The sequence below is a fragment of the Enterobacter sp. Ap-867 genome (assembly GCF_011752855.1).
In the GTDB taxonomy this organism is placed as follows: Bacteria; Pseudomonadota; Gammaproteobacteria; order Enterobacterales; family Enterobacteriaceae; genus Cedecea.
In genome coordinates this window covers 53,645-79,793 of the sequence record NZ_VWWS01000004.1, presented here as the reverse complement: position 1 = coordinate 79,793, position 26,149 = coordinate 53,645, and the positions used below count along the sequence as shown (strand labels likewise).

Here is a 26,149-nt window from a genome sequence, read left to right as displayed (position 1 = left end):
CAGGTCGAATCATGTCAGATTATTTGCTGCTCTTTGTGGGTACCGTGCTGGTCAATAACTTCGTGCTGGTGAAGTTCCTTGGTCTGTGTCCGTTTATGGGGGTTTCCAAAAAACTGGAAAGCGCCATCGGCATGGGGCTGGCGACCACCTTCGTGATGACGCTCGCCTCTATTTTTGCGTGGATCATTGACGAACTTATCCTGGTGCCGCTGGACCTGATCTATCTGCGCACCCTGGCGTTTATCCTGGTTATCGCGGTTGTCGTGCAGTTCACCGAAATGGTGGTGCGTAAAACCAGCCCCGCGCTTTATCGCCTGCTGGGGATCTTCCTGCCGCTGATCACCACCAACTGCGCCGTACTCGGCGTGGCATTGCTCAACATCAATCTGGGCCATAACTTCCTGCAGTCGGCGGTGTACGGCTTTTCCGCCGCGCTTGGCTTCTCGCTGGTGATGGTGCTGTTCGCGGCCATTCGCGAGCGTATGGTTGTAGCCGATATTCCAGCCCCGTTTCGCGGCAACGCTATCGCGTTGGTGACCGCAGGCCTGATGGCCCTCGCCTTTATGGGCTTTAGCGGGCTGGTGAAGTTCTGATGACAACGTTGTGGATGGCCATTATTTCAGTCACGCTGATGGGGCTGCTGTTCGGCCTGATCCTGGGCTATGCCTCTCGCCGCTTTGAAGTAGAAGAAGATCCGATTGTTGACCGCATTGACGAACTGCTGCCCCAGAGCCAGTGCGGCCAGTGCGGTTACCCAGGCTGCCGTCCTTACGCAGAGGCCGTTGGCAACCAGGGCGCGAAAATCAACCTTTGCGCGCCGGGCGGCGAAGCCGTAATGCTGAAGATTGCCAGCGCCCTCAACGTGGAGCCCCAGCCCATTGACGGCGACGCCACCGCCGCAGAGCCAGTGCGCATGCTCGCCGTGATTGACGAAGCAAACTGTATCGGCTGCACAAAATGCATTCAGGCCTGCCCCGTTGACGCGATTGTAGGCGCGACCCGCGCCATGCATACCGTGATCAGCGACCAGTGCACAGGCTGTAACCTTTGCGTCGACCCTTGCCCTACCCGCTGCATCGACCTGATCCCCGTCAGCCCGACGACCGAAAGCTGGAAATGGGATTTGCAGACCATCCCGGTGCGTATGATCCCGGCGGATAACCATGCTTAATATCTTCAATCGCTTTAAAAAAGACAGAATTTGGGACTTTGACGGCGGCATTCATCCCCCGGAGATGAAAACCCAGTCCAACGGCACGCCGCTGCGCCAGGTTCCGCTGCCCTCCCAGCTCGTGATTCCGCTGAAGCAGCACATCGGCGCGGAAGGTGAACTGTGCGTCAAACCCGGTGATTATGTGCTGCGCGGCCAGCCTCTGACCCGTGGACGCGGGCGTATGCTGCCGGTACACGCTCCAACCTCCGGCACCATTAAGGCTATTGAGCCGCACTCAACCGCGCATCCTTCTGCCCTCGCCGAACTTAGCGTCATTCTTGATGCTGACGGTGAGGACCGCTGGATTGAACGAGACGGCTGGAGCGACTACCGCTGCCAGAGCCGTGAAGCCCTTATTGAACGCATTCACCAGTTCGGCGTGGCCGGGCTGGGCGGCGCAGGGTTCCCGACCGGCAGCAAACTGCAGGGCGGCGGCGATAAAATTGACACGCTGATCGTGAACGCCGCCGAATGCGAGCCCTACATTACCGCCGACGACCGCCTGATGCAGGACTGTGCCGCGCAAATTATCGAAGGCGTGCGCATTCTGGCCCATATTCTGAAGCCACAGCGCATTCTTATTGGCATTGAGGACAACAAGCCGCAGGCGATCTCCATGATGCGGGCGGTGCTGGCTAATAGCCACGATATGCAGCTGCGGGTCATCCCGACGAAATACCCGTCCGGCGGCGCCAAGCAGCTGACGCAGATTTTAACCGGCAAGCAGGTGCCCCACGGGGGCCGTTCGTCCGACATTGGCATTCTGATGCAGAACGTCGGCACCGCGTATGCCATTAAACGTGCGGTCATCGACGGCGAACCGCTGACCGAGCGTGTCGTCACTTTAACTGGTGAATCCATAACTCAGCCGGGCAACGTCTGGGCGCGTCTGGGCACGCCGGTCAGCCACCTGCTCAGTTTTGCGGGTTTCCGCCCAGGACAGGATCAGAAAGTGATTATGGGTGGGCCGCTGATGGGCTTCACCCTGCCGTGGCTTGATGTGCCGGTAGTGAAAATTACCAACTGCCTGTTGGCCCCGTCTCCGGCTGAAATGGGCGAGCAGGAAGAAGAACAAGGCTGTATTCGCTGCAGCGCCTGCGCGGACTCCTGCCCGGCCGATCTGCTGCCGCAGCAGCTGTACTGGTTCAGCAAAGGCCAGCAGCACGACAAAGCCACCACCTACAACCTGTCTGACTGTATCGAATGCGGGGCCTGCGCCTACGTTTGCCCGAGCAATATTCCGCTGGTGCAGTACTTCCGCCAGGAAAAGGCCGAAATCCGTGAGATTGAGCTGGAAGCCAAACGCACCGTTGAGGCTAAGGCTCGCTTTGAGGCACGGCAGGAAAGGCTGGAGCGTGAGAAAGCCGCTCGCCTTGAGCGCCATAAAAATGCCGCGGTTCAGCCGACGGCAAAAGATAACGATGCCATTCAGGCCGCACTTGCCCGCGTAAAAAGCAAAAAAGCGCAGGCCAGCGACGAACCTATAGTGGTGAAAGCCGGCAGAACGCCGGACAATAGCGAAATGATTGCCGCCCGCGAAGCCCGTAAAGCTGAAGCGCGCGCGCGCCAGGCAGAGAAAGCGCTACAGGCAGAATCGGCGAGCAGCACCGAAACCGATCCGCGGAAGGCTGCCGTTGAAGCCGCGATCGCCCGTGCCAAGGCTCGCAAAGCCGCACAAAACGCAGAAAGTCCTGAGCCAGCTGCCGTTGAGCCAGAAGCCGTTGACCCGCGTAAGGCCGCCGTTGAGGCCGCCATTGCCCGAGCCAAGGCTCGCAAAGCGGCGCAAAACGCAGAAAGCCCTGAGCCAGCTGTCGTTGAGCCAGAAGCCGTTGACCCTCGTAAGGCCGCCGTTGAAGCTGCCATTGCCCGAGCCAAGGCTCGCAAAGCGGCGCAGAAAGCGGAAAGCGAACAATCAGCCCCACAAGAAGAACAAGATCCACGCAAAGCTGCAGTGGCTGCGGCAATTGCCCGCGTTCAGGCGCGTAAAGCCGCTCAGATGTCTCCAGAGGAATAAATGGTTTTTAAAATCGCAAGCTCCCCGTTTACCCATAATCAGCGCAGCACCGCGCGGATTATGATGCTGGTTTGTCTCGCAGCCCTGCCCGGCATCGCGATGCAGTGGTATTGGTTTGGCTGGGGAACGCTGATTCAGGTTGTACTGGGGATCGTCAGCGCTATGGTCGCCGAAGCGCTGGTGCTACGTCTGCGCAAAAAATCCGTACAAAACCACCTTGCCGATAACTCGGCGCTGCTCACCGGCCTGCTGCTGGGGATCAGTATTCCGCCTCTCGCGCCATGGTGGATGGTGGTTGTCGGGATGGTGTTTGCCATCATCATTGCCAAGCAGCTTTATGGCGGCCTTGGCAATAACCCGTTTAACCCGGCGATGATTGGCTACGTTGTGCTGCTGATTGCTTTCCCGGTGCAGATGACTTCCTGGCTGCCGCCGCAGTCCATTGCCGCCAGCGTACCGGGTTTTGTTGACAGCCTGCAGGTGATTTTCCACGGCGCAACCGCCACCGGCGGTACCATGGATACGCTGCGCATGGGCGTGGACGGCATCAGCCAGGCCACGCCGCTGGACACCTTCAAAACCGGTCTGCACGCGGGGCACTCCGCAGAGCAACTTCTGAGTGCGCCAATCTATGGCGGCGCGCTGGCGGGCCTCGGCTGGCAGTGGGTTAACCTGGCTTATCTGGCGGGCGGTCTGTTCCTGCTGTGGCGCGGCACCATTCGCTGGCATATCCCGGCGGGCTTCCTGGTGGCTTTGGTCGTCTGCTCCACGCTCGGCTGGGTTATTGCCCCGGAAAAATGCCTGTCGCCGATGGTGCATCTGTTCTCCGGTGCGACCATGCTCGGCGCGTTCTTTATCCTGACTGACCCGGTCACCGCCTCAACGACCAACCGTGGACGACTGATTTTCGGGGCGCTGGTTGGCCTGCTGGTCTGGCTGATTCGCACTTACGGCGGCTACCCGGACGGCGTGGCGTTCGCCGTGCTGCTAGGTAATATTACCGTGCCGCTGATCGACTACTACACCCGCCCTCGCGCGTACGGCCACCGCTAAGGAGACGCTATGTTTAAAACAATGCAAAAGCATGGCGTAGCCCTGGCGCTGTTTGCCGCTCTGTTTACCGGGCTGACGGCGCTGGTCAACGAACTCACCAAACCGACAATTGCCCAGCAATCGGCGCTGCAGCAAAAAATGTTATTTGATCAGGTGATTGCCGATGACGTCTACGATAACCCTATTCAGGACAGCTGCCTGGTGGTGAAGGACTCCCCGCTCGGCAAAGGCGCCCGACATATTTATGTGGCGCGTAAAGGCGATAAGCCCGTTGCCGTTGTCATGGAAGCCACCGCGCCGGACGGCTATTCTGGTGCTATACAGATTCTGGTTGCCGCCGATTTTAACGGCACCATCCTCGGCACCCGCGTGACCGAACACCACGAAACGCCGGGGCTTGGGGATAAAATAGAACTGCGTCTCAGCGACTGGATCACCCACTTTGCTAACAAACGCATTCAGGGCAGCAATGACCCGAGCTGGGCGGTCCAAAAAGACGGCGGGCAGTTCACGCAGTTTACCGGGGCAACCATTACCCCGCGCGCGGTAGTCAATGCCGTTAAGCGCGCTGGCCTGTTTGCAGAAACCCTGCCCGCGCAGCTCAACGAATTGCCGGCCTGTGGAGAACAACAATGAGCGAAACAAAACGCGTCCTGGTAAACGGGCTGTGGAAAAATAACTCGGCGCTGGTTCAGCTGCTGGGCCTTTGCCCGCTGCTGGCCGTCACCTCCACCGCCACCAACGCCCTCGGGCTTGGGCTGGCAACCACGCTGGTACTGACGCTGACCAACGGGACAATTTCCGCCCTGCGCCGCTGGGTGCCCGCTGAGATTCGTATTCCGGTGTACGTGCTGATCATCGCCTCGGTGGTCAGTATCGTGCAGATGCTGATCAACGCTTATGCATTTGGGCTCTACCAGTCGCTGGGGATCTTTATCCCGCTCATCGTCACCAACTGTATCGTCGTCGGGCGAGCCGAAGCCTACGCGGCAAAAGCCAGCGTGCCTTATGCCGCGCTGGATGGGTTTGCCACCGGGCTGGGCGCGACCAGCGCAATGTTTGTTTTAGGCTCGATTCGCGAGATTATTGGTAACGGCACCCTGTTTGACGGCGCGGACGGCCTGCTTGGCAACTGGGCGAAAGTGCTGCGCATTGAAGTCTTCCATACCGACACGCCTTTCCTGCTCGCCATGCTGCCGCCGGGCGCCTTTATTGGCCTCGGTATGCTGTTGGCGATAAAATACCTCATTGATGAAAAAATGAAGGCACGTCGCGCCCGCGGAAGCGCCGCCGCCGTAGCAGGCAATGCAGAGAAGGCTTAATGAATAACAGCAAGCGCGTTGAGATCCTCACCCGCCTGAGAGACAACAATCCTCATCCGACAACCGAACTCAATTTCAGCAGCCCTTTTGAGCTGCTGATTGCGGTTCTGCTGTCCGCTCAGGCCACCGACGTCAGCGTCAACAAGGCGACGGCAAAGCTGTACCCTGTCGCCAATACCCCGGCGACGATGCTGGCGCTTGGGGTAGACGGCGTAAAGGAGTACATCAAAACCATCGGCCTGTTTAACAGCAAAGCGGAGAATGTGATCAAAACCTGCCGCATGCTGCTTGACCTGCACGGTGGCGAAGTCCCTGAGGACCGGGCGGCGCTTGAGGCGCTGCCGGGCGTAGGCCGTAAAACTGCCAACGTCGTGCTGAACACGGCCTTCGGCTGGCCAACGATCGCCGTCGATACCCATATCTTCCGGGTGTGTAACCGCACTCAGTTTGCTGCCGGGAAAAACGTCGAGCAGGTAGAGGAAAAACTGCTGAAGGTGGTTCCGGCAGAATTTAAGGTCGACTGCCATCACTGGCTGATCCTCCATGGCCGCTATACCTGCATCGCGCGCAAGCCGCGCTGTGGCTCATGCATTATCGAAGACCTCTGCGAATTTAAAGAGAAGGTTGACGCCTGATCGCCTCGCCCGGGGCCAGCCTCGGGCTTCCTCTGTACTCTCCTGCCTTATAAACGCTCTTTTTGCACACTTTTATGCCGGAAATAACGCGGGATGATTTTATATTGTCCGCTCAATAATCGGCTCACCAGGTTAATCGTTTTTTTGCGATAAGAAATTTCTATAAATTTGTGATCTGCATCACTTTGATAACCTGAGGTTGCGTAAAGGTAACGAAATCACCACTAACGCCTTGCTATCGTTAGCAATAATGGATCTACGGCCATACAATAGGCCAGACATATTGAATATAGTGGTCATTAACACTGCATCACAGCTTCATTAGCAGAATATATAACTATAATGTTAAAAAATCGCTTTGAAAAAAGACAAAAAATCGTTAATAAATGAATTGGTAAAATTTAACGCTGAATAACAATTCACCTGATGGCGTATTATCTTGCCATGGATATATGTAACAGAATATTACAAACCCCTTGCCTGCAACCCCTGGATAGTGAACATTACCCCCCGTTTTTCCTTCCTAATAACAAGAAAAATGCTTACCCATGCGGTAAGACATAAGTAAGCCCCTTAATTAAAGCGGGATGTAAAAAAAGAGGTATATGTGTCGATTGCAAACAAAGAACCAGCAGAAAGCGTTAGTCTAAACGCCTTTAAGCAACCTAAATCGTTCTACCTGATTTTCTCTATCGAACTCTGGGAGCGTTTCGGCTATTACGGCCTGCAAGGCATCATGGCCGTTTACCTGGTCAAAATGCTGGGCATGTCCGAAGCGGACTCCATCACGCTGTTCTCCTCCTTTAGCGCCCTTGTTTATGGCCTGGTCGCGATTGGCGGCTGGCTGGGCGATAAAGTCCTCGGCACCAAACGCGTTATCATGCTTGGTACCGTCGTACTGGCTATCGGTTACGCCCTTGTGGCCTACTCCGGCCACGACGTGAGCGTGGTGTATATCGGGATGGCGACCATCGCCGTAGGTAACGGCCTGTTCAAGGCTAACCCTTCCGCGCTGCTGTCAACCTGCTATGAGAAAGACGACCCGCGTCTGGACGGTGCATTCACCATGTACTACATGTCCATCAACATCGGCTCCTTCTTCTCTATGCTCGCCACCCCATGGCTTGCGGCGCAGTATGGCTGGAGCACCGCGTTCTCCCTGAGTTTCGTGGGCATGCTGATTACGCTGGTGAACTTCATCTTCTGTAAGAGGTGGGTGAAGAACTATGGCTCCAAGCCTGACTTCGCACCGGTGCACTTCGGTAAGCTGATGGCAACCATCGCAGGCGTTGTAGTGCTTATTGCCGTGGCAACCTGGCTGCTGCACAACCAGGGCATTGCTCGCGCCGTGCTGGGCTTCGTTGCACTGGGTATCGTTATTATCTTCGCGAAAGAAGCTTTTGCGATGAAAGGCGCGGCTCGCCGCAAGATGATCGTGGCCTTCATCCTGATGGTTGAAGCTATCGTCTTCTTCGTGCTTTACAGCCAGATGCCAACCTCCCTGAACTTCTTCGCTATTCGCAACGTGGGCCACGAAATTCTGGGCATCACTTTCGAAGCCGAGCAGTTCCAGGCGCTGAACCCGTTCTGGATCATGATTGGTAGCCCGATTCTCGCCGCTATCTACAACAAAATGGGCGACCGCCTGCCGATGCCGCACAAGTTCGCAATCGGGATGGTGCTGTGCTCCTTCGCCTTCCTGGTTCTGCCGGTTGGCGCGAAGTTCGCTAACGAAGCGGGTATTGTGTCCGTAAACTGGCTGATTCTGAGCTATGCGCTGCAGAGTATTGGTGAGCTGATGATCTCCGGCCTGGGCCTCGCAATGGTGGCACAGCTGGTACCACAGCGCCTGATGGGCTTCATCATGGGCAGCTGGTTCCTGACGACTGCGGGTGCAGCAATCATCGCCGGTAAAGTTGCAGGCCTAATGGCGGTGCCGGAAAACGTGACTGACCCGCTGCAGTCTCTGGAAGTGTACGGTCGTGTCTTCATGCAGATCGGTATCGTCACCGGCGTGATTGCCGTGCTGATGCTGCTGACCGCGCCGAAGCTGAACCGCATGACGCTGAGCGAAGACAAAGCCGAAAAGGTTAACGAAACCGCTACCGCGTAATTTCTCCAGGAAAAATGATTATTTAGCCGCCGGCCTCACAGCTGGCGGCTTTTTTTTTCCCGGTGTCCGCACTAACATAAGTTATCTTAGCGCCCTAAAGGAGTTCGTCATGAAACTGTATTTCAAGCCCGGTGCCTGTTCCCTCTCCCCACACATTATCCTGCGTGAATCTGGCCTGGACTTTTCGCTGGTGAAAGTTGACCTCGCGACCAAGCGCACCGAAAACGGTGACGATTTTCTCGCCATTAACCCCAAAGGACAGGTGCCCGCTCTGGTACTGGATGACGGCTCTCTGCTGACCGAGGGCGTGGCTATCGTGCAATACCTGGCGGATAAAGTGCCCGATCGCCATCTGCTGGCCCCAGCAGGCAGCATGACTCGCTACCACACGCTGGAGTGGCTGAACTATGTGGCAACCGAGCTGCATAAAGGCTTTTCTCCGCTGTTCAACCCGGCAACCCCTGAAGAGTTCAAGGCCGTGGTTCGCAAGCAGATGGAGAAGAAATTCCACTATGTGAACGAGTCGCTGCAGGATAAGCAGTGGCTGATGGGGACCCGCTTCACCGTGGTGGACGCCTACCTGTTTACCGTGCTGCGCTGGGCCTATGGCCTGAAGCTGGATCTGGCCGGGCTGACAAACATCGAAGCCTACGTTGAGCGCATGAAGGCGCGCCCGGCTGTGTCTGCGGCGCTGACCGCCGAAGGGATTTAAATCAGGTCTGGATAGCAAAACGTCGGCGAGAGAAGTGATACCAGTCAGTTCGGTAAAAGAATAGGAAAATCAATTCATTGATTTTCGGCTGATAACTACAAAGAGGGAAAAACCACGTTTTTTTCCTCTTTGTCAGAAACTAAACGCCCTCTGCTGAGGGCGTTTTTTATTTCAGAGCTTCACCGCGGTGAAATAGTGTTCGGGTTTGGCAATCCCGTCCTGAGCCGCGACCAGCTGCAGTTCGTACTCGGCCATGCGTTTGGTGACGACCATAATGTCGTACACCGCCGCCGTAACGTGCTCCAGCGCTTCACGCAGCGTTGCCCCCTGCAGCAGCTTAACCAGCAGCAGGCCGCTGGTCACGTCACCCACGCCAACCGGCTGGCGCTCGCCAAAATCCACCAGCGGGCGATGGATGTGCCAGGCTTCGTCCGCCGTCACCAGCAGCATTTCAAAACGATCCTGCTGGTAGCCTGCGCGCGCCAGGTGCTTCACCAGCACAATTTCCGGCCCTTGAGCAATCAGCTCCCGGGCCGTCGCCACGGCTTCGTCCACGTTGTTTACGCTGTGGCCGCTGAGAATTTCCAGCTCAATCAGGTTCGGCGCGATGATATCGCTGGCAGGCATGGCGTAGCGCGTGTGGTATTCCGCCACGCCAGGCGCCACGATACAGCCTTTCTCCGGGTGACCCATCACCGGGTCACAGAAGTATTTTGCCTTCGGGTTAGCCGCTTTTACCTGACGCACAATGGAAAGAATATGTTCGCCCTGCTCAGCCGAGCCCAGATATCCGCTCAGAACCGCATCACAGCGCTCCAGTTGGCCGATATTCGCAATCCCCTGCACAATCTCGCTCAGGTGGCTGGCGGGCATCACCGTGCCGGTCCATTGCCCGTATTGCGTGTGGTTGGAGAACTGCACCGTGTTCAACGGCCAGACGTTGGCGCCCAGGCGGCGCATCGGGAATTCGGCGGCGCTGTTACCGGCGTGACCAAATACCACGTGGGACTGGATGGCAAGAATGTTTTTCATTTTCGACTCAGGTATCGCCAGGTGTTGTGCTTGCTAAAAAAAAGCACGGCATAAGCCGTGCTTTTCTGTTCCGATAACTTATTTCCAGCAGACGAGGCAGTAGTTCTTTTTACCGCGGCGCAGCAGGGTGTAACGGTTAAACAGGATGTCGCCTTCGGTGAAGGAGTATTCCGGGTCAGACTGTTTTTCACCGTTGATGGTGATTGCGTTCTGCGAGATGGTTTTACGCGCCTGGCCACGGGATGGCTGCAGCTCGGAATCCACCAACGCCTGTTGCAGGTCGGCACCGCGATCCATTTCGACCATCGGCACGCCGTCCTGAGCCAGCTGCTCAAAGTCGGCTTCGCTCAGTTCACTCAGGTTGCCGTTAAACAGGCTGGCAGTAATGCGCTTGGCCGCGGTCAGACCTTCTTCACCGTGCACCAGACGGGTGACCTGCTCGGCCAGCACGTACTGGGCGCGAGGTGCAGCCCCGCTGTTTTTGTCTTCTTCTTCCAGGGCATTGATCTCTGCAATGTCCATAAAGGTGAAGAACTTCAGGAAGCGATACACATCGGCATCCGCGGTGTTGATCCAGAACTGGTAGAACTTGTACGGGCTGGTTTTCTTCGGATCAAGCCAGACCGCGCCGCCTTCGGTTTTACCGAATTTGGTGCCGTCGGATTTAGTGATCAGCGGCACGGTCAGGCCGAAAGCCTGCTGCTGATGCAGACGGCGGGTCAGATCGATACCGGAGGTGATGTTGCCCCACTGGTCAGAACCGCCAATCTGCAGCACCACGCCGTGCAGTTTGTTCAGGCAGGCGAAGTCGTAACCCTGCAGCAGGTTGTAAGAGAACTCGGTGAAAGAGATCCCCACGTCGTCGCGGTTCAGACGCTGTTTTACCGCTTCTTTGTTAATCATCTGGTTAACAGAGAAGTGCTTGCCGATATCACGCAGGAAGGTCAACACGTTCATGCTGCCGAACCAGTCGTAGTTGTTTGCGGCGACGGCAGAATTATCCCCGCAGTTAAAGTCGAGGAACGGCGCAACCTGACGGCGGATTTTTTCCACCCACTCCTGCACGGTATCTTCGGTGTTCAGCTTACGCTCAACGGCTTTGAAGCTTGGGTCGCCGATAAGACCGGTGGCGCCGCCCACGAGGGCAACCGGCTTATGGCCTGCTTCCTGAAAGCGTTTCAGGCACAGCAGTGGAACCAGATGGCCCAAATGCAAGCTGTCGGCGGTCGGATCGAAGCCGCAATAGAGTGCAATTGGCCCTTGCGCCAGTCGCTCTGCTAACGCATCCTCATCCGTCACCTGGGCCACCAGGCCCCGCTCTTGCAATTGTTTGATCAAATTGATGTTCGACATCAAATTCTCCATCTCTAATACGACTGCACCTTTGCCGGTACACGGCTTTTCGCCCACTGGCGAAAGAATTCATTTTGAGGGCACATAGAATAAAGGGCTGGTGCAGTTAGCACCAGCGCTAAAGGTGAAAATCCTGACTTTACGGCGCGAGGCGGTCTATTTTCCAGGCAGTTCCGTCGCGCTGGTAGAGAAAGCGATCGTGCAGACGGTGTTCGCCCCCCTGCCAGAACTCCATCTGGTCGATGCTGACGCGGTAGCCGCCCCAAAAACTCGGCAGCGGCACTTCCCCCTGCTGAAACTTCTGTTTCAGCTCGAGGAATTTGCTTTCCAGCACGCCGCGCGCGGATATGCGGCTCGATTGCTTCGATACCCAGGCGCCTATCTGGCTGTCCTTCGGGCGGCTGTGGAAGTATTTCAACACTTCGAGGGTGGATAACCGCTCGGCGGTGCCCTGCACCATCACCTGGCGCTCCAGCATATGCCACGGGAAATGCAGGCTAACGCGGGGGTTGTGTTCGATGTGGTGCGCCTTGCGGGAGCCCAGGTTGGTGTAAAACACCAGCCCTTTTTCATCAAAATGCTTTAGCAGGACGATGCGTTGATACGGCTGGCCGTTTTCGTCAACCGTGGCCACGACCATGGCAGTCGGGTCGGCAAGTTTGGCTTCGCAGGCCTGAGCCAGCCAGCGTTCAAAAAGCGGCAGCGGGGTGTCGGTGAGATCGTGGCGGCGCAGGCCACCTTTGGTGTATTCGCGGCGCAAATGCGCAATCTGTTGCAAAGAGTCGTTATCAGACATGGCGTTACATCAGGCTATCCTCGGGTGGAGCTATTGTGCTCTCCACCCTGAGAAATCTCAACGTTTGGCCGTCTGTAGCTGGCAATTATTCAGCACGATTGTGTCTTTGCGATAGACGGTTGCGCTGTCGCCCTTCGACCAAAAGACGTACACGCCGTCGGTATAACGTGCGCCGGACGCGGAAAGCCCCTGCGTCAGGGTCAGCATCTGGTTATCGTAGACAAAGCTAACCTGCTGTTTGTCGTTATTCAGCTTCACGGTGAGCGGTTTTTCATCGCACTGATACGCCAGCGTATCGGTATGCATTTTTTCGAGAAAAGCGTTGTAGTAACTACAGCCGGCGAGCAGCAGTGGCACGGTGGCAACGAGCAGTTTTTTCATCTGAGTATCCTGAAGATCTTGTTATCCCTGGAGGGCATGCGCCCTCCTTAACGCTAGCAGTTTAGCGGCTGCGGGATGAAGATAATTTCAGTTAACTCTTATTATGACGCGGATTAGCAGGATAAATGGCACCGAGGATGGTCGGCTCAGAGGCACCGGTTACCGAAGGCAGGTTGCCCGGCAGGCCGGACATTGTTCGGTAGGCCAGCCAGGCAAACGCCAGCGCTTCCATATCGTCCCCGCTTATCCCGGCTTCATCGGTCGTCGTCACTTCCGTACCCGGCAGCAGCGCAGCGAGGCGCGCCATCAGAAGCGGGTTACGGCTGCCTCCGCCGCACACCATGAGACGTTCACAGCCGCCGCTCAGGAGTACCTGCTCGGCGATGGTTGTCGCCGTCAGCTCAGTCAGCGTGGCCTGCACATCTTCTCCGGCAAGCGCCGGGAACATCGCAAGCTGGCGCTCAAGCCAGCCATAGTTAAAGTATTCGCGGCCCGTACTTTTGGGCGCAGGTGAGGCGAAGTAAGGATCGCTCAGCATTTGCTGCAACAAAGGAAGAACGACTTTGCCCTGGCTCGCCCATTCGGCGTCTTTATCATAGCCTTTTCCACGCTGCCGCCAGATCCACGCATCCATCAGCATATTACCGGGCCCGGTGTCGTAGCCTCTGACCGGCTGGTCTGGGATCAGCAAAGAGAGGTTGGCAATGCCGCCGATGTTGAGCACCATTCGGCGCTCAACCGGATGAGCGAGCAACGCCTGGTGAAACGCCGGCACCAGCGGCGCGCCCTGCCCGCCAACCGCCATATCGCGGCGGCGAAAATCACCGACGACGGTAATACCGGTCAGCGCGGCAATATGGTTGTTGTCGCCAATTTGCATAGTGTGGGCGGCCTCGCCCTGCGGCTCATGCCACACCGTTTGCCCGTGGCAGCCAATGGCCGTGACGTCTTCAGGCCGCAGCCCTTCGCGCTTAATAAGGATTTGCACCGCCTCGGCGAACAATTTACCCAGCCGGTTGTCCAACTGGCCTAGCTGGGACAGCGTGAGTTGCTGTCCCTGGCAAACGGCAAGAACCGCGTTTTTGATGGCCAGCGGCATCGGGTGGCTGTAGCTCGCCTGCTGAACGACCAGATGTTCGTCGATAGCAGCCAGCACCACATCGATACCATCCAGACTGGTGCCTGACATCACGCCTATATAACGACCTGACTTCATCCGTCACTCCTTATTCTCGCCGGGGCGGTAAATTAATGTGGTTAAACTAGCACGCAATATTATGATTTATTAATAATATTAATTAATAATCTGTGTCAGTCGCGGCAGAAAGCAGTACGGCATTTAAGCAAAACTCGCACAGCGCGGCGGTTTAATTGTTGTTAAAGACATTTGATTTACTATTTTTACAGGATTGTTGTAGAACAAACATGAACTATGGCCAGGAATTGCCATATAATTTAGTCATAACGGATGCTCACCGAGCGTTGATGGTTCACAGGAGAGGTACAAATGATTTCACGTATTTTGGCAGTTTCACTGGTTGCTTTCACCCTTGCTGGCTGCGCCAACGAAGGGCTGTCCGGCGATGTGTACAACGCGTCTGAAGCTAAACAGGTAAGAACCGTGACCTACGGGACCATTACCCACGTTCGCGCGGTGACCATCAAAGGCAGCGACAGCAATAGCACTATCGGGGCTATCGGCGGTGCGGTACTGGGTGGCCTGTTGGGTAACACCGTCGGCGGCGGCACCGGACGTACTCTGGCCACCGCAGGCGGCGCCGTAGCCGGTGGCCTGGCGGGTGATGCCGTCGGCGGCGCAATGGGCAACAGCAAAGGCGTTGAGCTGGAAATCCGTAAAGATGACGGGCAGACCATCATCGCCGTGCAGAAACAGGGTGACACCCGTTACTCCGTTGGCCAGCGTGTAGCCATCTCCGGCAGCGGCAACAACATCACCGTTGCTCCTCGCTAAGACAACATCGCCAAATGAATTAAGGCCCGCATAGCGGGCCTTTTCTGTTAGTAAGTAATGCCGGGCGGATTCACCTCCGACTGGGCAACTTCTTCCCCCTGCTCCCCCCACCGCGCAAGCACCTGCTGATACTCTCCCCGCTGAATAGCGCCATCCAGCGCCGCCTGCAGCGCGTACACCAGCCCGTTGCCCTTTTTCGTTGTCGTCGCCACATAGGCCTTTTTCGGCCCCAGCCCAACCACACGCGTAGTGCCGGTTAACGCGGCTTTATAGGCGGTGATTGACTGCGGTCCAAAAAATACGTCGGCCCGGCCAGACTGAATATAAAGGTTGGCGGAGGCATCGTCGGTCACATACACAGGCAAGGCGGGCTCGCGCCCGGCACCTTCGTTTTCTGCATTCCAGCCTAGCAAAATACGCTCCTGATTTGTACCTGACCCGACGATAACCTTCCGCCCGGCGAGATCTTCTGCCTTAGCGATAGACTGAATCGGGCTGCTGGCCTTCACCGCAAAAGAGAGCGAGTCCACGCGATAGGTGGCAAAATCAAATTTCTCTTTCCGCTGCTCCGTCACGGCAATGTTTACCAGCGCCACATCATAGCGCCCGGAGGTGATGCCCAGCGGCCAGTCTTCCCACGCGGTCGGCACCAGCTTCAGTTTCAGGCCAAGGCTACCGGCCAGCAGGCGGGCTATGTCCGGGTCGCTGCCTATGCGCGTGCGGTTATCGCTGGCCAGCAGCGCCAGCGGCGGAGAGTTAAGCGCGGAGATCGCCACCGTTAATGTACCGGGCTCGACAAACCTGTAGCCTGCGGGGATTTTGGCAATCGCCTTTTCATCCCGCGCCACGCTCAAAGGCTTTTCATTGGCAACAAGGTCAATATTCGTCTGCGCGGACAAAGCGGAAAAAGAGATCAACAGCGCGATAAAGCCATATTTCATCTCACAGCACCTTCGATAAAAATTGACGGGTGCGCGGGTGCTGCGGGCGATTCAGCACTTCGTCGCTGCTTCCCTGCTCGACAATTTTGCCGTCGACCATAAACACCACCTGATCGGCCACTTCCCGTGCAAAGCCGATTTCATGCGTGACGACTACAAGCGTCGTGCCCGAACGGGCCAGTCTTTTAATCACGTCCAGCACTTCGCCGACCAGCTCAGGGTCAAGCGCTGACGTTGGCTCATCAAACAGCATCACCCGTGGGCTCAGTGCCAGCGCGCGGGCAATGGCAATACGCTGCTGCTGCCCGCCGGATAAGTGCCGCGACCAGGCATCGGCTTTATTGCGCAGCCCGACGATGTCCAGCAGATCATACGCACGCTCAATCGCCTCTTTGCGGCTCAGCTGTTTATGAGCCACCGGTGCTTCAATCAGGTTTTCCAGCACCGTCATGTGGGGAAACAGATTGAAGTTCTGAAAGACATAGCCCACGTTGGCCCGCTGGCGCAGGATCTCCTTTTCTTTCAGCTCGTACAGTTTGTCCCCTTTCAGACGGTAACCAATGTAATCGCCGTCAATCTGGATGTAGCCTTCGTCCACCCGCTCAAGGTGGTTGATGGTGCGCAACAGCGTAGATTTACCGGAGCCGGATGGCCCGAGGATCACCGTCACCGTGCCTGGCGGGATCTCAAGAGAGACATCATCCAGCGCCTTATGGCGACCAAAATATTTGCTGACGCCGGTAATGGAAATATGGCCGTTATGAGAGGTTGGCATGGACCGGCTCCTGGGCAACGGGGGCTGTGGACGGCGCAGCGCTGCGGGCGGTGCGCGTTTGGTTGATGGCGGAGCGGCGTTCGCTGCGGGCCAGCGAGCGTTCAACCAGGTACTGAATCACCGACAGTACGCTGGTGATCACCAGATACCAGACGGCCGCCACCATCAGCAGCGGGATCACCTGCTGCGTGCGGTTGTAGATCATCTGGATGGTGTAAAACAGCTCCGGCATCGCCAGCACGTAAACCATCGCCGTGCCCTTAGCGAGGCTGATGATTTCGTTGAACCCGGCGGGCAGGATCGTGCGCAGCGCCTGCGGCAAAATAATCCGCACGGTACGCCGCCACGCGAGCAAACCTAACGCTGCGGCGGCTTCGTATTGCCCGTGATCCACCCCCAGAAAACCACCTCTAACAATCTCTGCAGTGTAGGCGCTTTGCACCAGCGTCAGCCCCACTACTGCCGTCGAAAACTGCCCCAGCACGTTAATCGTGTCGTAGCTGCCCCAGACGATGCTGGTGAAAGGCACCCCAATCGACAGCGTGTCGTACAGGTAGGAGAAGTTGTAGAGCACGATCAGCACGACAATCAGCGGCAGGGAGCGAAACAGCCAGATGTAACTCCAGGCCAGGCTGCTCAACAGCCAGGAAGAAGAGAGCCTTGCCAGCGCGAGTAAGCCCCCGAGCACCACGCTCAGCGCCGTGCCCAGCAGCGTTAACAACAGCGTTTGCCCCAATCCCTCCAGAATGACCGGATCAAAAAACCAGTGGGCAAAAACGCCCCATTCCCAGCGAGGGTTAAACGCGACGGATTGCACCACCACCGCGAGCACAAACAGCGCAATCACTGCCCCCACGGTGCGCAACGGGTAACGCGCGGGCACCACTTTAATGGTTTCAGACGTTTTCATCGTCACTCCTCAGGCCGTTTTACTCAGGCTTTCCAGCGCTAAGATTTTGGTGAACCGTAGCCGCCCGTCGTAGGGCGGCAGGCTGAACGTTTCGGGGTCAACCTCCAGGCTGAATTGCGGATCGTAGCCCTCGCTCAGATAAAGCCTGACGGCCTCCGGTTGACGAAAGCCAGTGGTGAGGTAGATGCGGCTGTAGCCAGCCTGAAGGGCCAGTCTCTCCAGTTCGCGAACCACTCGTCCGGCCAGGCCCTGCTTGCGCAGCGTACTTTTCGTCCAGATACGTTTGATCTCGGCGGTTTGCTGGTCGTAGGGCTTGTAGGCCCCAGTGGCAATAATTTCACCCTCGCGCTCCAGCACGATAAAAATGCCCTGCGGCGGCAGATACCATTCGGTCAGCTCCACTTCGGCATCACGGGAGAAAAAATCCCCGTAGCGGGCGGCGTACTCGCCAAACAGGCCGCTAATGATTGGCTGCAGCTCCGGCGCTTCCGGGGACAAAACGCGAAAATATTCGCTCATATACGCCTCCTCAATCGCCTAAACCGGCGGGGTTAACTTCCGAGGCTGGAATACGCTCCACGCCTTCGCCCCAGCGCTTTAAAACTTTGTCGTAGTCGCCCTGTTGAATCGCGCCGTTGAGCGCCGTCTGCACCGGTTCCACCAGGCCACTGCCTTTTTTCAGCGTCACCGCAATGTGTGCCGCTTTTGGCCAGCCGCCGTCCACGCTGCCCACCAGCTTTGTTTTACCGGTCAGCGCCGCTTTCCATGCCCCGGTGACATTAGGCCCAAACCAGGCATCGGCTCGCCCGGACTGCAGCGCCAGCGTGAGCGCGGCATCGTCTTTGGTGTACACCGGCGTAAACGGCTTCAGCCCTTTTTTCTCGTTTTCCGCATTCCACGCCAGCAGGATCGCTTCTTGATTGGTGCCGGACCCAACGACGATGCGCAACCCGGCGATATCTTCCGCGTGGGTGAGCGATTTAATCGGGCTGCTGGACTTCACATAAAAGCCCAGCGAGTCTTTGCGGTAGGTGGCAAAATCGAACTTCTCTTTGCGATCTTTGGTGACGGTAATATTGCTGATCGCGGCATCATATTTCCCGGAAGCTACGCCGAGCGGCCAGTCCTCCCAGGAGGTCGGGACCACGTTCAGCTCTAGTCCCAGACTGTCGGCAACCAGGCGGGCAATGTCGACTTCGCTGCCTAGCAGGGTTTTATTGTCATCAGAAAAAACCGTCAGCGGCGGCGAATTGAGCGCCGCCACTGCCACGGTAAATTTACCGGGAACGGCAAATCGATAATCTTTAGGCAGCTGCGCGATGGCCTGCGGATTTTTAGCGGTATTGATCGGCGCTTTGTTGGCTTCCAGGCTGACGCCGGTGCCGTTGATGGTCACGTCGTTCGCCCAGGTAAGCGGCGTCCACGCCAGCGCAATCGCCAGCAGCAGGGATGTTTTTTGCATAGTTTTTCTCTTTATTTGTTTTATTTGCCGTAGCGATTTTCGGGTTGCGCAAGGTCAAAGCTTTCGCGCAGCGTGATGCCGGGATATTCGGTGCGGAACAGGCCGCGCGCCTGAAGGACCGGCACAACCTGCTCCACAAAACTCGGGAAGGTGTCCGGGGTGCCGCCCTGAATGATGAATCCGTCTGCAGCTCGCTCGTCAAACCACTGTTGCAGGCCGTCCGCCACCTGTTCCGGCGAACCGGAAAAACGCGGCCTTGGGCTGGCGGCTTCAAGCGCGACCTGGCGCAGGGTTAACCCGCGCTCCCGGGCGTTGCGTTTGATCTCATCGGTGGTGCTGCGGAAGCTGTTCTGGCCCAGATCGCCGATATCGGGAAAAGGCTCATCCAGCGGGTACTGGCTAAAGTCATGGTGTTCGAAATAGCGGCCCAGGTAATTCAGGGCATCGCTGACGGAGACCAGCGCGGCGGTGGTTTGGTACTGCCGTTCAGCGTCTTCGGCATCCGTGCCAACGATGACGCTCACGCCCTGGAAGATGTGCAGCGAGTCAGCCCCACGGCCTTGCCCTTCCAGCTGGTTTTTCACATCCCGGTAAAAGGCTTTTGCCTCATCGAGCGATTCATGGTGAGTAAAAATGGCATCGGCATGTTTTGCCGCCAGCTTTTTGCCGTCTTCTGAGGCGCCGGCCTGGAACAAAATTGGTCTGCCCTGCGGCGTGCGGCCAATGTTCAGCGGCCCCGCGACCTGGAAGAAATCCCCCTGATGATTGAGCGCGTGCAGCTTTTCAGGGGCGAAGAACTGCCCGCTTTCTTTATTGCGCACAAAAGCATCTTCTTCCCATGAATCCCAGAGCCCTTTTACGACGTCCAGGTATTCATCGGCGATGCGATAGCGCAGCGCGTGTTCAGGATGCTGGGTTCTGGAGAAGTTTTTAGCCGATCCTTCCAGCGGAGACGTGACCACGTTCCAGCCGGCGCGGCCGTTGCTCAGATGATCGAGACTCGCAAACTGGCGCGCCGTGGTAAAAGGGTCGCTGTACGACGTCGACAATGTCCCCACCAGGCCCAAATGCTTCGTCACGCTCGCCAGGGCAGATAATACCGTCAGCGGCTCAAAGCGATTTAAAAAGTGCGGGATAGATTTTTCGTTAATATAAAGTCCGTCGGCCACAAAGATAAAATCCAGCTTCCCCTCTTCCGCCTTGAATGCCGTTTGTTTGACGAACTCAAAATTGATACTGGCATCGGCTACCGCAGCAGGATGGCGCCAGGCCGACATATTTCCCGACGCGCCATGTAATATCGTACCCAGTCTTAATTGTCGTGTTGCAGACATGCCTTATCCTTATGCGGATCGTTAAAATCCGCCGTCGCTGATTAGAGTTAAAGTTGTTGTAGCGCCGATTGGGCTAACCGGGCGAAATAACGGGCTGCGGGTTCAATCAGTCTTTCATCGGGATCGAAGGCCGGATGATGAAGCCCATAGCGGCTGTCGCTGCCGATGCTGACAAACGCGCCGGGAATATGCTGGAGATAAACCGCAAAATCCTCGCCGCCCAGATGCAGATCGGCATGATGCGTGGCGTAACCTTCCGCGGCGGCAACTTCACTGGCAAAGGCTGCCCAGCGCTCATCGTTAACCAGCGCGTCAGGCCCCAAATGCCAGGTGACGTCAATTTCCGCCCCAAAGGCGCTGGCAAGACCGGCCGCAATCTCAATAACGCGAGCTTTAACCGCCTCTCGCACGCTGGCGCTGTGAGTGCGCAGCGTACCTTCCAGTTCAACGCTTTCCGGCAGCACGTTCCAGGTGTTACCGCCCGCAATACGGGTAATACTCAATACGGCTGAATCCAGCGTGTTGACCTCCCGGCTGGTGATACTTTGCAGCAGGGTAACTAATTGGCTGGCAAGCAATATCGCGTCTTTGCCTTCATGCGGGCGCGCCGCATGCGCGCCTTTGCCCCGCACCTGAATGACCAGCCGGTCAACGTTGGCATAGAACGGGCCGCCGCGTGTGGCAAACGCCCCGACAGGCAGGCCTGGCTCATTGTGCATGCCAAAAATGGCGGAGATCCCCTCCAGCACGCCGGCCTTGACCAGCGTGCTGGCCCCACCAAAACGCTCCTCTGCGGGCTGAAACAGGATGCGAACCCGGCCGTTAAGCTGCGCTTCGTTCTGTTTAAGCAACAGCGCCGCGCCCAGCATCACGCTGCTGTGAACGTCATGCCCGCAGGCGTGCATTACCCCTGGATTCTGCGAACTAAAGGCCACGCCGCTGGCTTCTTCAATGGGCAGCGCGTCGATATCAGCCCGCAGCGCAATCGCGTTCTCGCCTTCGCCAATTTCCGCCACTAGGCCAGTGTGTAGCGAATACGGCAGCAGGCGGATACCCGCGCTTTGCAGCCAGTCGCGGATGCGCGAGGTGGTTGCCACTTCTTCAAGGGATAATTCCGGGAACCGGTGCAGCTCGCGACGCCAGTCGATCAGTTGCTGAGCAAACGTCATACAGCCACCTCCGCAGCCGCATGGGCCTCGGCCAGCAGCTGCAGCGAAGCCAGACGTTCTGCTCCTTCTGCCACCGGCGTATCAATAATAAATTCATCAATGCCGTACTCTTCGTGCAGCGCCTGCAGCGCTTCCCGCACCGCTTCAGGCGTGCCTTTGAATAGCGAAGGTTCTCTTCGCGTCAGGCTTCGCAGCGTGCTGCCGGACTGGCGGGCAAAGCTGTGGGCCTGCTCTTCGCTTGCCACGCTCACGCGCTGGCCGTTTTCAAGCTCCACGCCCCAGATTTCCACCTGTCGGGCAAGCTCTTCCGCGCGGCCTGCATCCCGTGCCACGATAGCCTGTACGGCCACCAGCACGTCGCGGCGGCTGTTCTTTTTCCAGTCAGTCACTACGTCGCGCAGCAGTGTTTTATCGCCGTTTAAATGGGCGGCAAAAACAAAGTTCCAGTCCAGGCTGGCCGCCAGCCTGGCGCTTTGCAGGCTGGCGCCTAATAAAAAACCTTCCGGGCGCTGGGCCGGTAGCGGCGTGGCGCGAACGCTTTCGTCCGTCGCGGGTTCACGTCGCGAGAGCCAGTCGTCGAGCTGCGTGAGCTGTTCATCAAAGCTGCCTTTTATCGACGGCGATTGCCCGTGCTGCAGCGCCTGCGTCGAGAGCGGCAAGCCCCCCGGCGCTTTACCGACGCCGAGATCGATGCGGCCAGGCGCAAGGGACGACAGCAGATTGAAGTTTTCGGCCACTTTGTAAGGGCTGTAATGCTGAAGCATCACGCCGCCGGAGCCCACGCGAATGCGGCGCGTCTGCCCGGCAATCCAGGCAATCAGCACTTCCGGCGAAGGGCTGGCAAGCTGGGGCGTGTTGTGGTGCTCGGCCAGCCAAAAGCGGTGATAACCCCAGGTCTCTGCCTGCTGCGCGAGATGCAGCGTACGGGCCAGGGCATCCGTCGCGCTGTCGTTGGGCGCAAGCGGGCTTTTATCCAGGATACTGATGCGATAAGACATAATGCAGGCTCATTGTTAAAAACATGCCTGCATTATTAAAAGCGGGAGACGGCGGTGAGAAACAATTAATTTACATTTAGACTTCTGAAATAGAGATAAACAAACTCACACGCCTGCCCAACTCTTTGCTACCGGGCGAATATTTTTGCGGGTAAGGGATCGTCAGGTAAAAAAAAAGCCCCGCTGGATAAGCAGCGAGGCTTGGGTTCAACCGGGGAGATTAATCCCGGGCCTGCAGTTCAATAATATTTTGCTCAAGCCGATTAATCAGGCTGCTTAACAGCGCCTGCTCTTCGCGAGTAATACCCGACAGGATTTCTCCCCGCGTTTCGTTTATTACGCCTTCCATCTTTTCAATGATAGGCGCGGCCTGCTCGGTCAATTTAATCCGTTTTGCCCGGCGGTCGTTTGCACAGGTTTTGCGTGAGATTAACCCTTTCTCTTCGAGTTGATCGAGCGTACGAACCAGTGATGGCTGCTCAATGCCGATCGCTTTAGCCAACTGAATCTGTGACTGATCTGGCGGCAGCTGATGAATATTATGCAGCGTTACCCAGTGTGTCTGTGTCAATTCCAGAGGTTTCAGGCGATGGTCAATCAGCGCACGCCAGATGCGTACCAGGCGGGCCAGATCCGAACCTAATGGCGATGGCGATTCCAATTTCATCTCCTTATAATTAGCTTGCTAACTTATTATACTGATTTTAGACTATTGTGCAGGCATTAATTGTTAAAAACAAATCCCTTACTTTCACTGAAGTTATGCAACCAGCTATACTTTTATTCTACATCTAAGTGAGGGGAAACGGCAGCCACCCCCGTTTTTTAAAGGATTATCACTACGTGAGTCTCACTTTTAGCCCGTCCGGTTTCCCGCTTCAGGATCTTGTGGTCGGGGCATCGGTCTACTTCCCTCCGCTGTTTAAGGCCGTGTTTGTCGGCTTTTTTATCTGGCTGATCGTCCACCGTTTGCTGCGCGACTGGATTTATTCCGGCGAAATCTGGCATCCCACGTTAATGGACTTATCCCTTTTCGCGCTGTCCGTCAGCGCCGGCATGGCTCTTTTGGTGATGTGGTAACGCAATGAATATCAAAACAATAAAATATTTTTCCACCCTCATCGTTTTTGCCGCCGCGCTGCTGGCAGGCTGGCTGTTATGGAACTATTACATGCAGTCGCCCTGGACGCGGGACGGCAAAGTGCGCGCCGAACAGGTGAGCATCACGCCGCAGGTGTCCGGCACCATCGTGACCCTGAACGTAAAAGACAACCAGTTTGTGAGTAAAGGCACTCCGTTGTTCACCCTCGACACCACGCCTTACCACATTGCGGTGCTAAACGCCGAGGCGCAGCTGGCGAAGGCCCAGTCCGATCTGGCCAAAGCCAGCAACGAGGCGAACCGCCGCCAGAATCTGCCGCGCAACTATATTTCTGCCGAAGACATGGACACCGCCAACATTAACGTTAAAGCGATGCAGGCGGCAGTGAAAGTCGCCCAGGCCACGCTGGAGCAGGCGCAGTGGCAGCTTTCGCAAACCACAGTCACTGCCCCGGTAGACGGCTGGGTCACCAACCTGACCTCCCGCGTCGGGAACTACGCCAGCGAAGGCAAGCCGGTCTTCGCGCTGGTGGACAGCCACTCGTTTTACGTGGTGGGCTATTTCGAAGAGACCAAGCTGCGCCGCATTCAGCCGGGTAATGCCGTGCAGATCGTGCTGTACAACGGCAACCAAAAGCTGAGCGGCAAAGTAGAAAGTATTGGCCGCGCGATCTACGACCAAAGCATCGAAAGCGACAGCGACCTGGTCCCGGACATTAAGCCGAACGTGCCGTGGGTTCGCCTTGCGCAGCGCGTGCCGGTGCGCATTAGCCTGGATGCCATTCCTGATGGCGTGACGCTGGTGTCAGGCACCACCTGCACCGTTAGCGTTCAGCCCTGATGAATCTCAGTTTTCTGGCGTGGCATAACACGCCGTGGGGAAAAGCCACCGGCGGGCAATGGCGCTATGCGCTGCGTAACGCTATTGCCATGGGCATGGCGCTGGCCATTGCCTACGGCCTGAATCTGGATGAGCCTTATTGGGCAATGACCTCCGCCGCCGTGGTGAGCTTCCCCACCGTTGGCGGCGTGATAAGCAAAAGTCTGGGGCGGATTGCGGGCAGTTTTATCGGCGCGGCAGCCTCGTTAATGATTGCCGGCAACGCGCTGAACGATCCCTGGCTGTTCACCTTCGCCATGGCAAGCTGGCTGGCGCTTTGTACCTGGGCCTCCAGCCATTTTCAGAATAACGTGGCCTACGCCTTCATGCTCGCCGGGTACACCGCCGCCATTATTGCCTTCCCGATGATCAATACCGTGGAATCAACGGAGCTGTGGGATATCGCCCAGGCACGCGTGTGCGAGGTGGTGGTCGGGATATTGTGCGGCGGCTTTATGATGATGGTGCTGCCCAGCACCTCGGACGGTAGCGCTCTGGTTAGCGCCCTGAAAAACATGCACGCCCGGCTGCTCGAACACGCCAGTCTGCTCTGGCAGCCGGAAACCACCGACGCCATTCGCACCGCGCATGAAGGGATTATCGGCCAGATCCTGACCATGAATCTGCTGCGCATTCAGGCCTTCTGGAGCCACTATCGCTTCCGCCGCCAGAACAACCTGCTGAACTACCTGCTTCACCAGCAATTGCGCCTGACCAGCGTGATATCCAGCCTGCGTCGGATGCTGCTCAACTGGCCGGAGGCACCCGCCAATATCTGGTCGGTGCTGGACAGCCTGCTGCGGGAGCTGGCCAAGCCCAACGCCGATAAATACACCGTTGCCCGGCTGCTGCAACACATCGCCCCTCATTCTCAGGACGATTATCGCCATCAGGCATTCTGGCACCGCCTGCGCTATTTCTGCTGGCTCTATCTCAACAGCAGCCGCTGGCTAAGAGAGCTGGAAAACGCCACGCCGGTATCAGTAATTACGCCGCCCGAAGCCCCGCCGCTGGCGCGCCATACCGACAATGCCGAAGCGCTGTGGAGTGCCGTGCGCACTTTTGCAACGATCGTCCTGACCGGCGCCTGGTGTATCGGTACCCAGTGGGAGTCCGGCGGCGGCGCGCTGTCCCTCGCCGCCATTAGCTGTGTGCTCTACTCTTCAGTCGCCTCGCCGCTCGGCTCGCTCACGCTGCTGATGCGGACCCTGCTTTGGCTGTCGCTGTTCAGTTTCCTGGTGAAATTTGGCCTGATGATTCAGGTCACCCAGCTGTGGCAGTTCCTTATTTTCCTGCTGCCGCTGCTGCTCACCATGCAGTTACTGAAACTCCAGCAGGCAAAGCGCGCCGCGCTTTGGGGGCAGCTCATTGTCTTTATGGGATCGTTTCTGTCGGTCAGCAATCCGCCGGTGTACGACTTTGCCGGGTTTATGAATGACAACCTCGCCAAAGTCCTCGGCGTGGGCATTTCATGGCTGGCTTTTTCGGTACTGCGCCCCAGCTCCGACACCCGCAGGAGCCGCCGCCATATCCGGGCGCTTCGGCGCGGGTTTATCGACCAGCTCAGCCGCAAACCGCAGCACAGCGAGAGCCAGTTTGAATCGCTGGTGTACCACCACATCAGCCAGCTTAGCAGTAGCAAAGAAGAGGCGGCCCGCCGCTGGCTTCTGCGCTGGGGCGTGGTGCTGCTCAACTGCTCGCACGTAGTCTGGCAGCTGCGCGGCTGGGAAACACGCTCCGACCCGCTGTCGATGGTCAGGGACGTTTGCCTGCACACCCTGCGGGATGTGATGAGTGAACGGGGTGTACTGCAAAGGCCGCTGGCGGAATCACTGAAAGAACTGCAAAGAATGTGCGACACGCTGTCGCATCATCACGACCCCGCGGCGCGGGAACTGGCGGGGATTATCTGGCGGCTTTACTGCTCGCTGTCCCAGCTGGAACAGGCACCGCCTGCCGGAACCCTGGCAGGCGGTCAGTAAC

The 26,149-nt window shown here is 57.2% G+C and carries 27 protein-coding genes; 13 read left to right on the top strand and 14 right to left on the bottom strand.

The genetic code is table 11. The annotated features are described in order from the left end of the window. Positions 1-11 precede the first annotated feature (11 nt). The 9 genes from rsxA (at position 12) to gstA (ending at position 9,062) form a co-directional block, all read left to right on the top strand. The gene (rsxA, locus tag F3J26_RS12490) at positions 12-593 is read left to right on the top strand and encodes an electron transport complex subunit RsxA (RefSeq protein WP_008456422.1); all 582 of its coding nucleotides are present in this window, start codon (positions 12-14) and stop codon (positions 591-593) included. Next, complete coding sequence (gene rsxB, locus F3J26_RS12485; RefSeq protein WP_008456423.1) at positions 593-1,171, top strand: electron transport complex subunit RsxB; 579 nt, start codon at positions 593-595, stop codon at positions 1,169-1,171. Before rsxA ends, rsxB begins: the two co-directional genes overlap by 1 nt. Further along, the gene (gene rsxC / locus F3J26_RS12480; RefSeq protein ID WP_166994148.1) at positions 1,164-3,227 is read left to right on the top strand and encodes an electron transport complex subunit RsxC; all 2,064 of its coding nucleotides are present in this window, start codon (positions 1,164-1,166) and stop codon (positions 3,225-3,227) included. Before rsxB ends, rsxC begins: the two co-directional genes overlap by 8 nt. Next, complete coding sequence (gene rsxD / locus F3J26_RS12475) at positions 3,228-4,280, top strand: electron transport complex subunit RsxD (RefSeq protein WP_008456425.1); 1,053 nt, start codon at positions 3,228-3,230, stop codon at positions 4,278-4,280. It abuts the gene before it with no gap. 9 nt (positions 4,281-4,289) lie between these two features. Continuing rightward, positions 4,290-4,916 (top strand): electron transport complex subunit RsxG, encoded by a 627-nt coding sequence (gene rsxG / locus F3J26_RS12470; protein WP_039302429.1) that lies wholly within the window; start codon positions 4,290-4,292, stop codon positions 4,914-4,916. After that, positions 4,913-5,602: an electron transport complex subunit E gene (locus F3J26_RS12465; protein WP_166994146.1), complete on the top strand. Its 690-nt coding sequence runs from the start codon at positions 4,913-4,915 to the stop codon at positions 5,600-5,602. The genes rsxG and F3J26_RS12465 overlap by 4 nt, the downstream gene beginning before the upstream one ends. Continuing rightward, positions 5,602-6,237 carry an endonuclease III gene (gene nth / locus F3J26_RS12460; RefSeq protein WP_008456428.1) on the top strand — a complete coding sequence of 212 codons (636 nt, stop codon included), beginning with the start codon at positions 5,602-5,604 and terminating at the stop codon, positions 6,235-6,237. Before F3J26_RS12465 ends, nth begins: the two co-directional genes overlap by 1 nt. 607 nt (positions 6,238-6,844) lie before the next feature. Next, positions 6,845-8,350: a dipeptide/tripeptide permease DtpA gene (gene dtpA, locus F3J26_RS12455; RefSeq protein WP_166994145.1), complete on the top strand. Its 1,506-nt coding sequence runs from the start codon at positions 6,845-6,847 to the stop codon at positions 8,348-8,350. 109 nt (positions 8,351-8,459) lie between these two features. Continuing rightward, positions 8,460-9,062, top strand: coding sequence for a glutathione transferase GstA (gstA, locus tag F3J26_RS12450; RefSeq protein ID WP_166874700.1), 603 nt, complete (start codon positions 8,460-8,462; stop codon positions 9,060-9,062). 171 nt (positions 9,063-9,233) lie between these two features. On the opposite strand, the gene pdxY is transcribed toward gstA, so the two are convergent. The 5 genes from pdxY to anmK all read right to left on the bottom strand — a co-directional run bounded on the left by pdxY (position 9,234) and on the right by anmK (position 13,840). Beyond that, positions 9,234-10,094 (bottom strand): pyridoxal kinase PdxY, encoded by an 861-nt coding sequence (gene pdxY, locus F3J26_RS12445; RefSeq protein WP_008456431.1) that lies wholly within the window; start codon positions 10,092-10,094, stop codon positions 9,234-9,236. A 78-nt stretch (positions 10,095-10,172) separates the two neighbouring features. Next, positions 10,173-11,447 (bottom strand): tyrosine--tRNA ligase, encoded by a 1,275-nt coding sequence (tyrS, locus tag F3J26_RS12440; protein WP_008456432.1) that lies wholly within the window; start codon positions 11,445-11,447, stop codon positions 10,173-10,175. Positions 11,448-11,586: 139 nt separating this feature from the next. After that, complete coding sequence (gene pdxH / locus F3J26_RS12435; protein ID WP_008456433.1) at positions 11,587-12,243, bottom strand: pyridoxamine 5'-phosphate oxidase; 657 nt, start codon at positions 12,241-12,243, stop codon at positions 11,587-11,589. A gap of 57 nt (positions 12,244-12,300) precedes the next feature. Further along, positions 12,301-12,624, bottom strand: coding sequence for a C-type lysozyme inhibitor (mliC, locus tag F3J26_RS12430; protein WP_166994143.1), 324 nt, complete (start codon positions 12,622-12,624; stop codon positions 12,301-12,303). Positions 12,625-12,715: 91 nt separating this feature from the next. Continuing rightward, positions 12,716-13,840: an anhydro-N-acetylmuramic acid kinase gene (gene anmK, locus F3J26_RS12425; protein WP_166994141.1), complete on the bottom strand. Its 1,125-nt coding sequence runs from the start codon at positions 13,838-13,840 to the stop codon at positions 12,716-12,718. Between the two features lie 291 nt (positions 13,841-14,131). Here anmK and F3J26_RS12420 point away from each other — a divergent pair, with 291 nt between their 5' ends. Continuing rightward, positions 14,132-14,596, top strand: a complete 465-nt coding sequence (locus F3J26_RS12420) for an outer membrane lipoprotein (protein WP_008456437.1) — start codon at positions 14,132-14,134, stop codon at positions 14,594-14,596. A 47-nt stretch (positions 14,597-14,643) separates the two neighbouring features. On the opposite strand, the gene F3J26_RS12415 is transcribed toward F3J26_RS12420, so the two are convergent. The 9 genes from F3J26_RS12415 to slyA form a co-directional block, all read right to left on the bottom strand. After that, a complete protein-coding gene (locus F3J26_RS12415; protein WP_166994139.1) occupies positions 14,644-15,537 on the bottom strand; it encodes a transporter substrate-binding domain-containing protein in 894 nt (297 codons plus the stop codon). Position 15,538: 1 nt separating this feature from the next. Continuing rightward, complete coding sequence (locus tag F3J26_RS12410; protein ID WP_166994137.1) at positions 15,539-16,312, bottom strand: ATP-binding cassette domain-containing protein; 774 nt, start codon at positions 16,310-16,312, stop codon at positions 15,539-15,541. Further along, the gene (locus tag F3J26_RS12405; protein ID WP_166994135.1) at positions 16,296-17,222 is read right to left on the bottom strand and encodes an amino acid ABC transporter permease; all 927 of its coding nucleotides are present in this window, start codon (positions 17,220-17,222) and stop codon (positions 16,296-16,298) included. Before F3J26_RS12405 ends, F3J26_RS12410 begins: the two co-directional genes overlap by 17 nt. A gap of 9 nt (positions 17,223-17,231) precedes the next feature. Next, positions 17,232-17,741 carry a GNAT family N-acetyltransferase gene (locus F3J26_RS12400; protein ID WP_166874724.1) on the bottom strand — a complete coding sequence of 170 codons (510 nt, stop codon included), beginning with the start codon at positions 17,739-17,741 and terminating at the stop codon, positions 17,232-17,234. A gap of 10 nt (positions 17,742-17,751) precedes the next feature. Next, positions 17,752-18,684 (bottom strand): ABC transporter substrate-binding protein, encoded by a 933-nt coding sequence (locus F3J26_RS22870; protein WP_166994133.1) that lies wholly within the window; start codon positions 18,682-18,684, stop codon positions 17,752-17,754. A gap of 20 nt (positions 18,685-18,704) precedes the next feature. Next, positions 18,705-20,018 carry an LLM class flavin-dependent oxidoreductase gene (locus F3J26_RS22865; protein WP_166994131.1) on the bottom strand — a complete coding sequence of 438 codons (1,314 nt, stop codon included), beginning with the start codon at positions 20,016-20,018 and terminating at the stop codon, positions 18,705-18,707. 47 nt (positions 20,019-20,065) lie between these two features. Beyond that, complete coding sequence (locus tag F3J26_RS12385) at positions 20,066-21,187, bottom strand: amidohydrolase (RefSeq protein ID WP_166994129.1); 1,122 nt, start codon at positions 21,185-21,187, stop codon at positions 20,066-20,068. After that, positions 21,184-22,185, bottom strand: a complete 1,002-nt coding sequence (locus tag F3J26_RS12380; protein WP_166994127.1) for an MsnO8 family LLM class oxidoreductase — start codon at positions 22,183-22,185, stop codon at positions 21,184-21,186. Before F3J26_RS12380 ends, F3J26_RS12385 begins: the two co-directional genes overlap by 4 nt. Positions 22,186-22,405: 220 nt before the next feature. After that, on the bottom strand, positions 22,406-22,852 hold the full coding sequence (gene slyA, locus F3J26_RS12375; protein ID WP_034808293.1) for a transcriptional regulator SlyA: 447 nt from the start codon (positions 22,850-22,852) through the stop codon (positions 22,406-22,408). Between the two features lie 176 nt (positions 22,853-23,028). Between slyA and F3J26_RS12370 the strand changes: the two genes are divergently transcribed. Genes F3J26_RS12370 through F3J26_RS12360 form a run of 3 tightly spaced genes read left to right on the top strand, consistent with a single transcriptional unit; the run spans position 23,029 to position 26,148 of the window. Then, complete coding sequence (locus F3J26_RS12370) at positions 23,029-23,265, top strand: DUF1656 domain-containing protein (RefSeq protein ID WP_008456455.1); 237 nt, start codon at positions 23,029-23,031, stop codon at positions 23,263-23,265. A gap of 4 nt (positions 23,266-23,269) precedes the next feature. After that, positions 23,270-24,127: an efflux RND transporter periplasmic adaptor subunit gene (locus F3J26_RS12365; RefSeq protein WP_166994125.1), complete on the top strand. Its 858-nt coding sequence runs from the start codon at positions 23,270-23,272 to the stop codon at positions 24,125-24,127. Then, a complete protein-coding gene (locus tag F3J26_RS12360; RefSeq protein WP_008456459.1) occupies positions 24,127-26,148 on the top strand; it encodes an FUSC family protein in 2,022 nt (673 codons plus the stop codon). The genes F3J26_RS12365 and F3J26_RS12360 overlap by 1 nt, the downstream gene beginning before the upstream one ends. The last annotated feature ends 1 nt before the right edge of the window (position 26,149 follow it).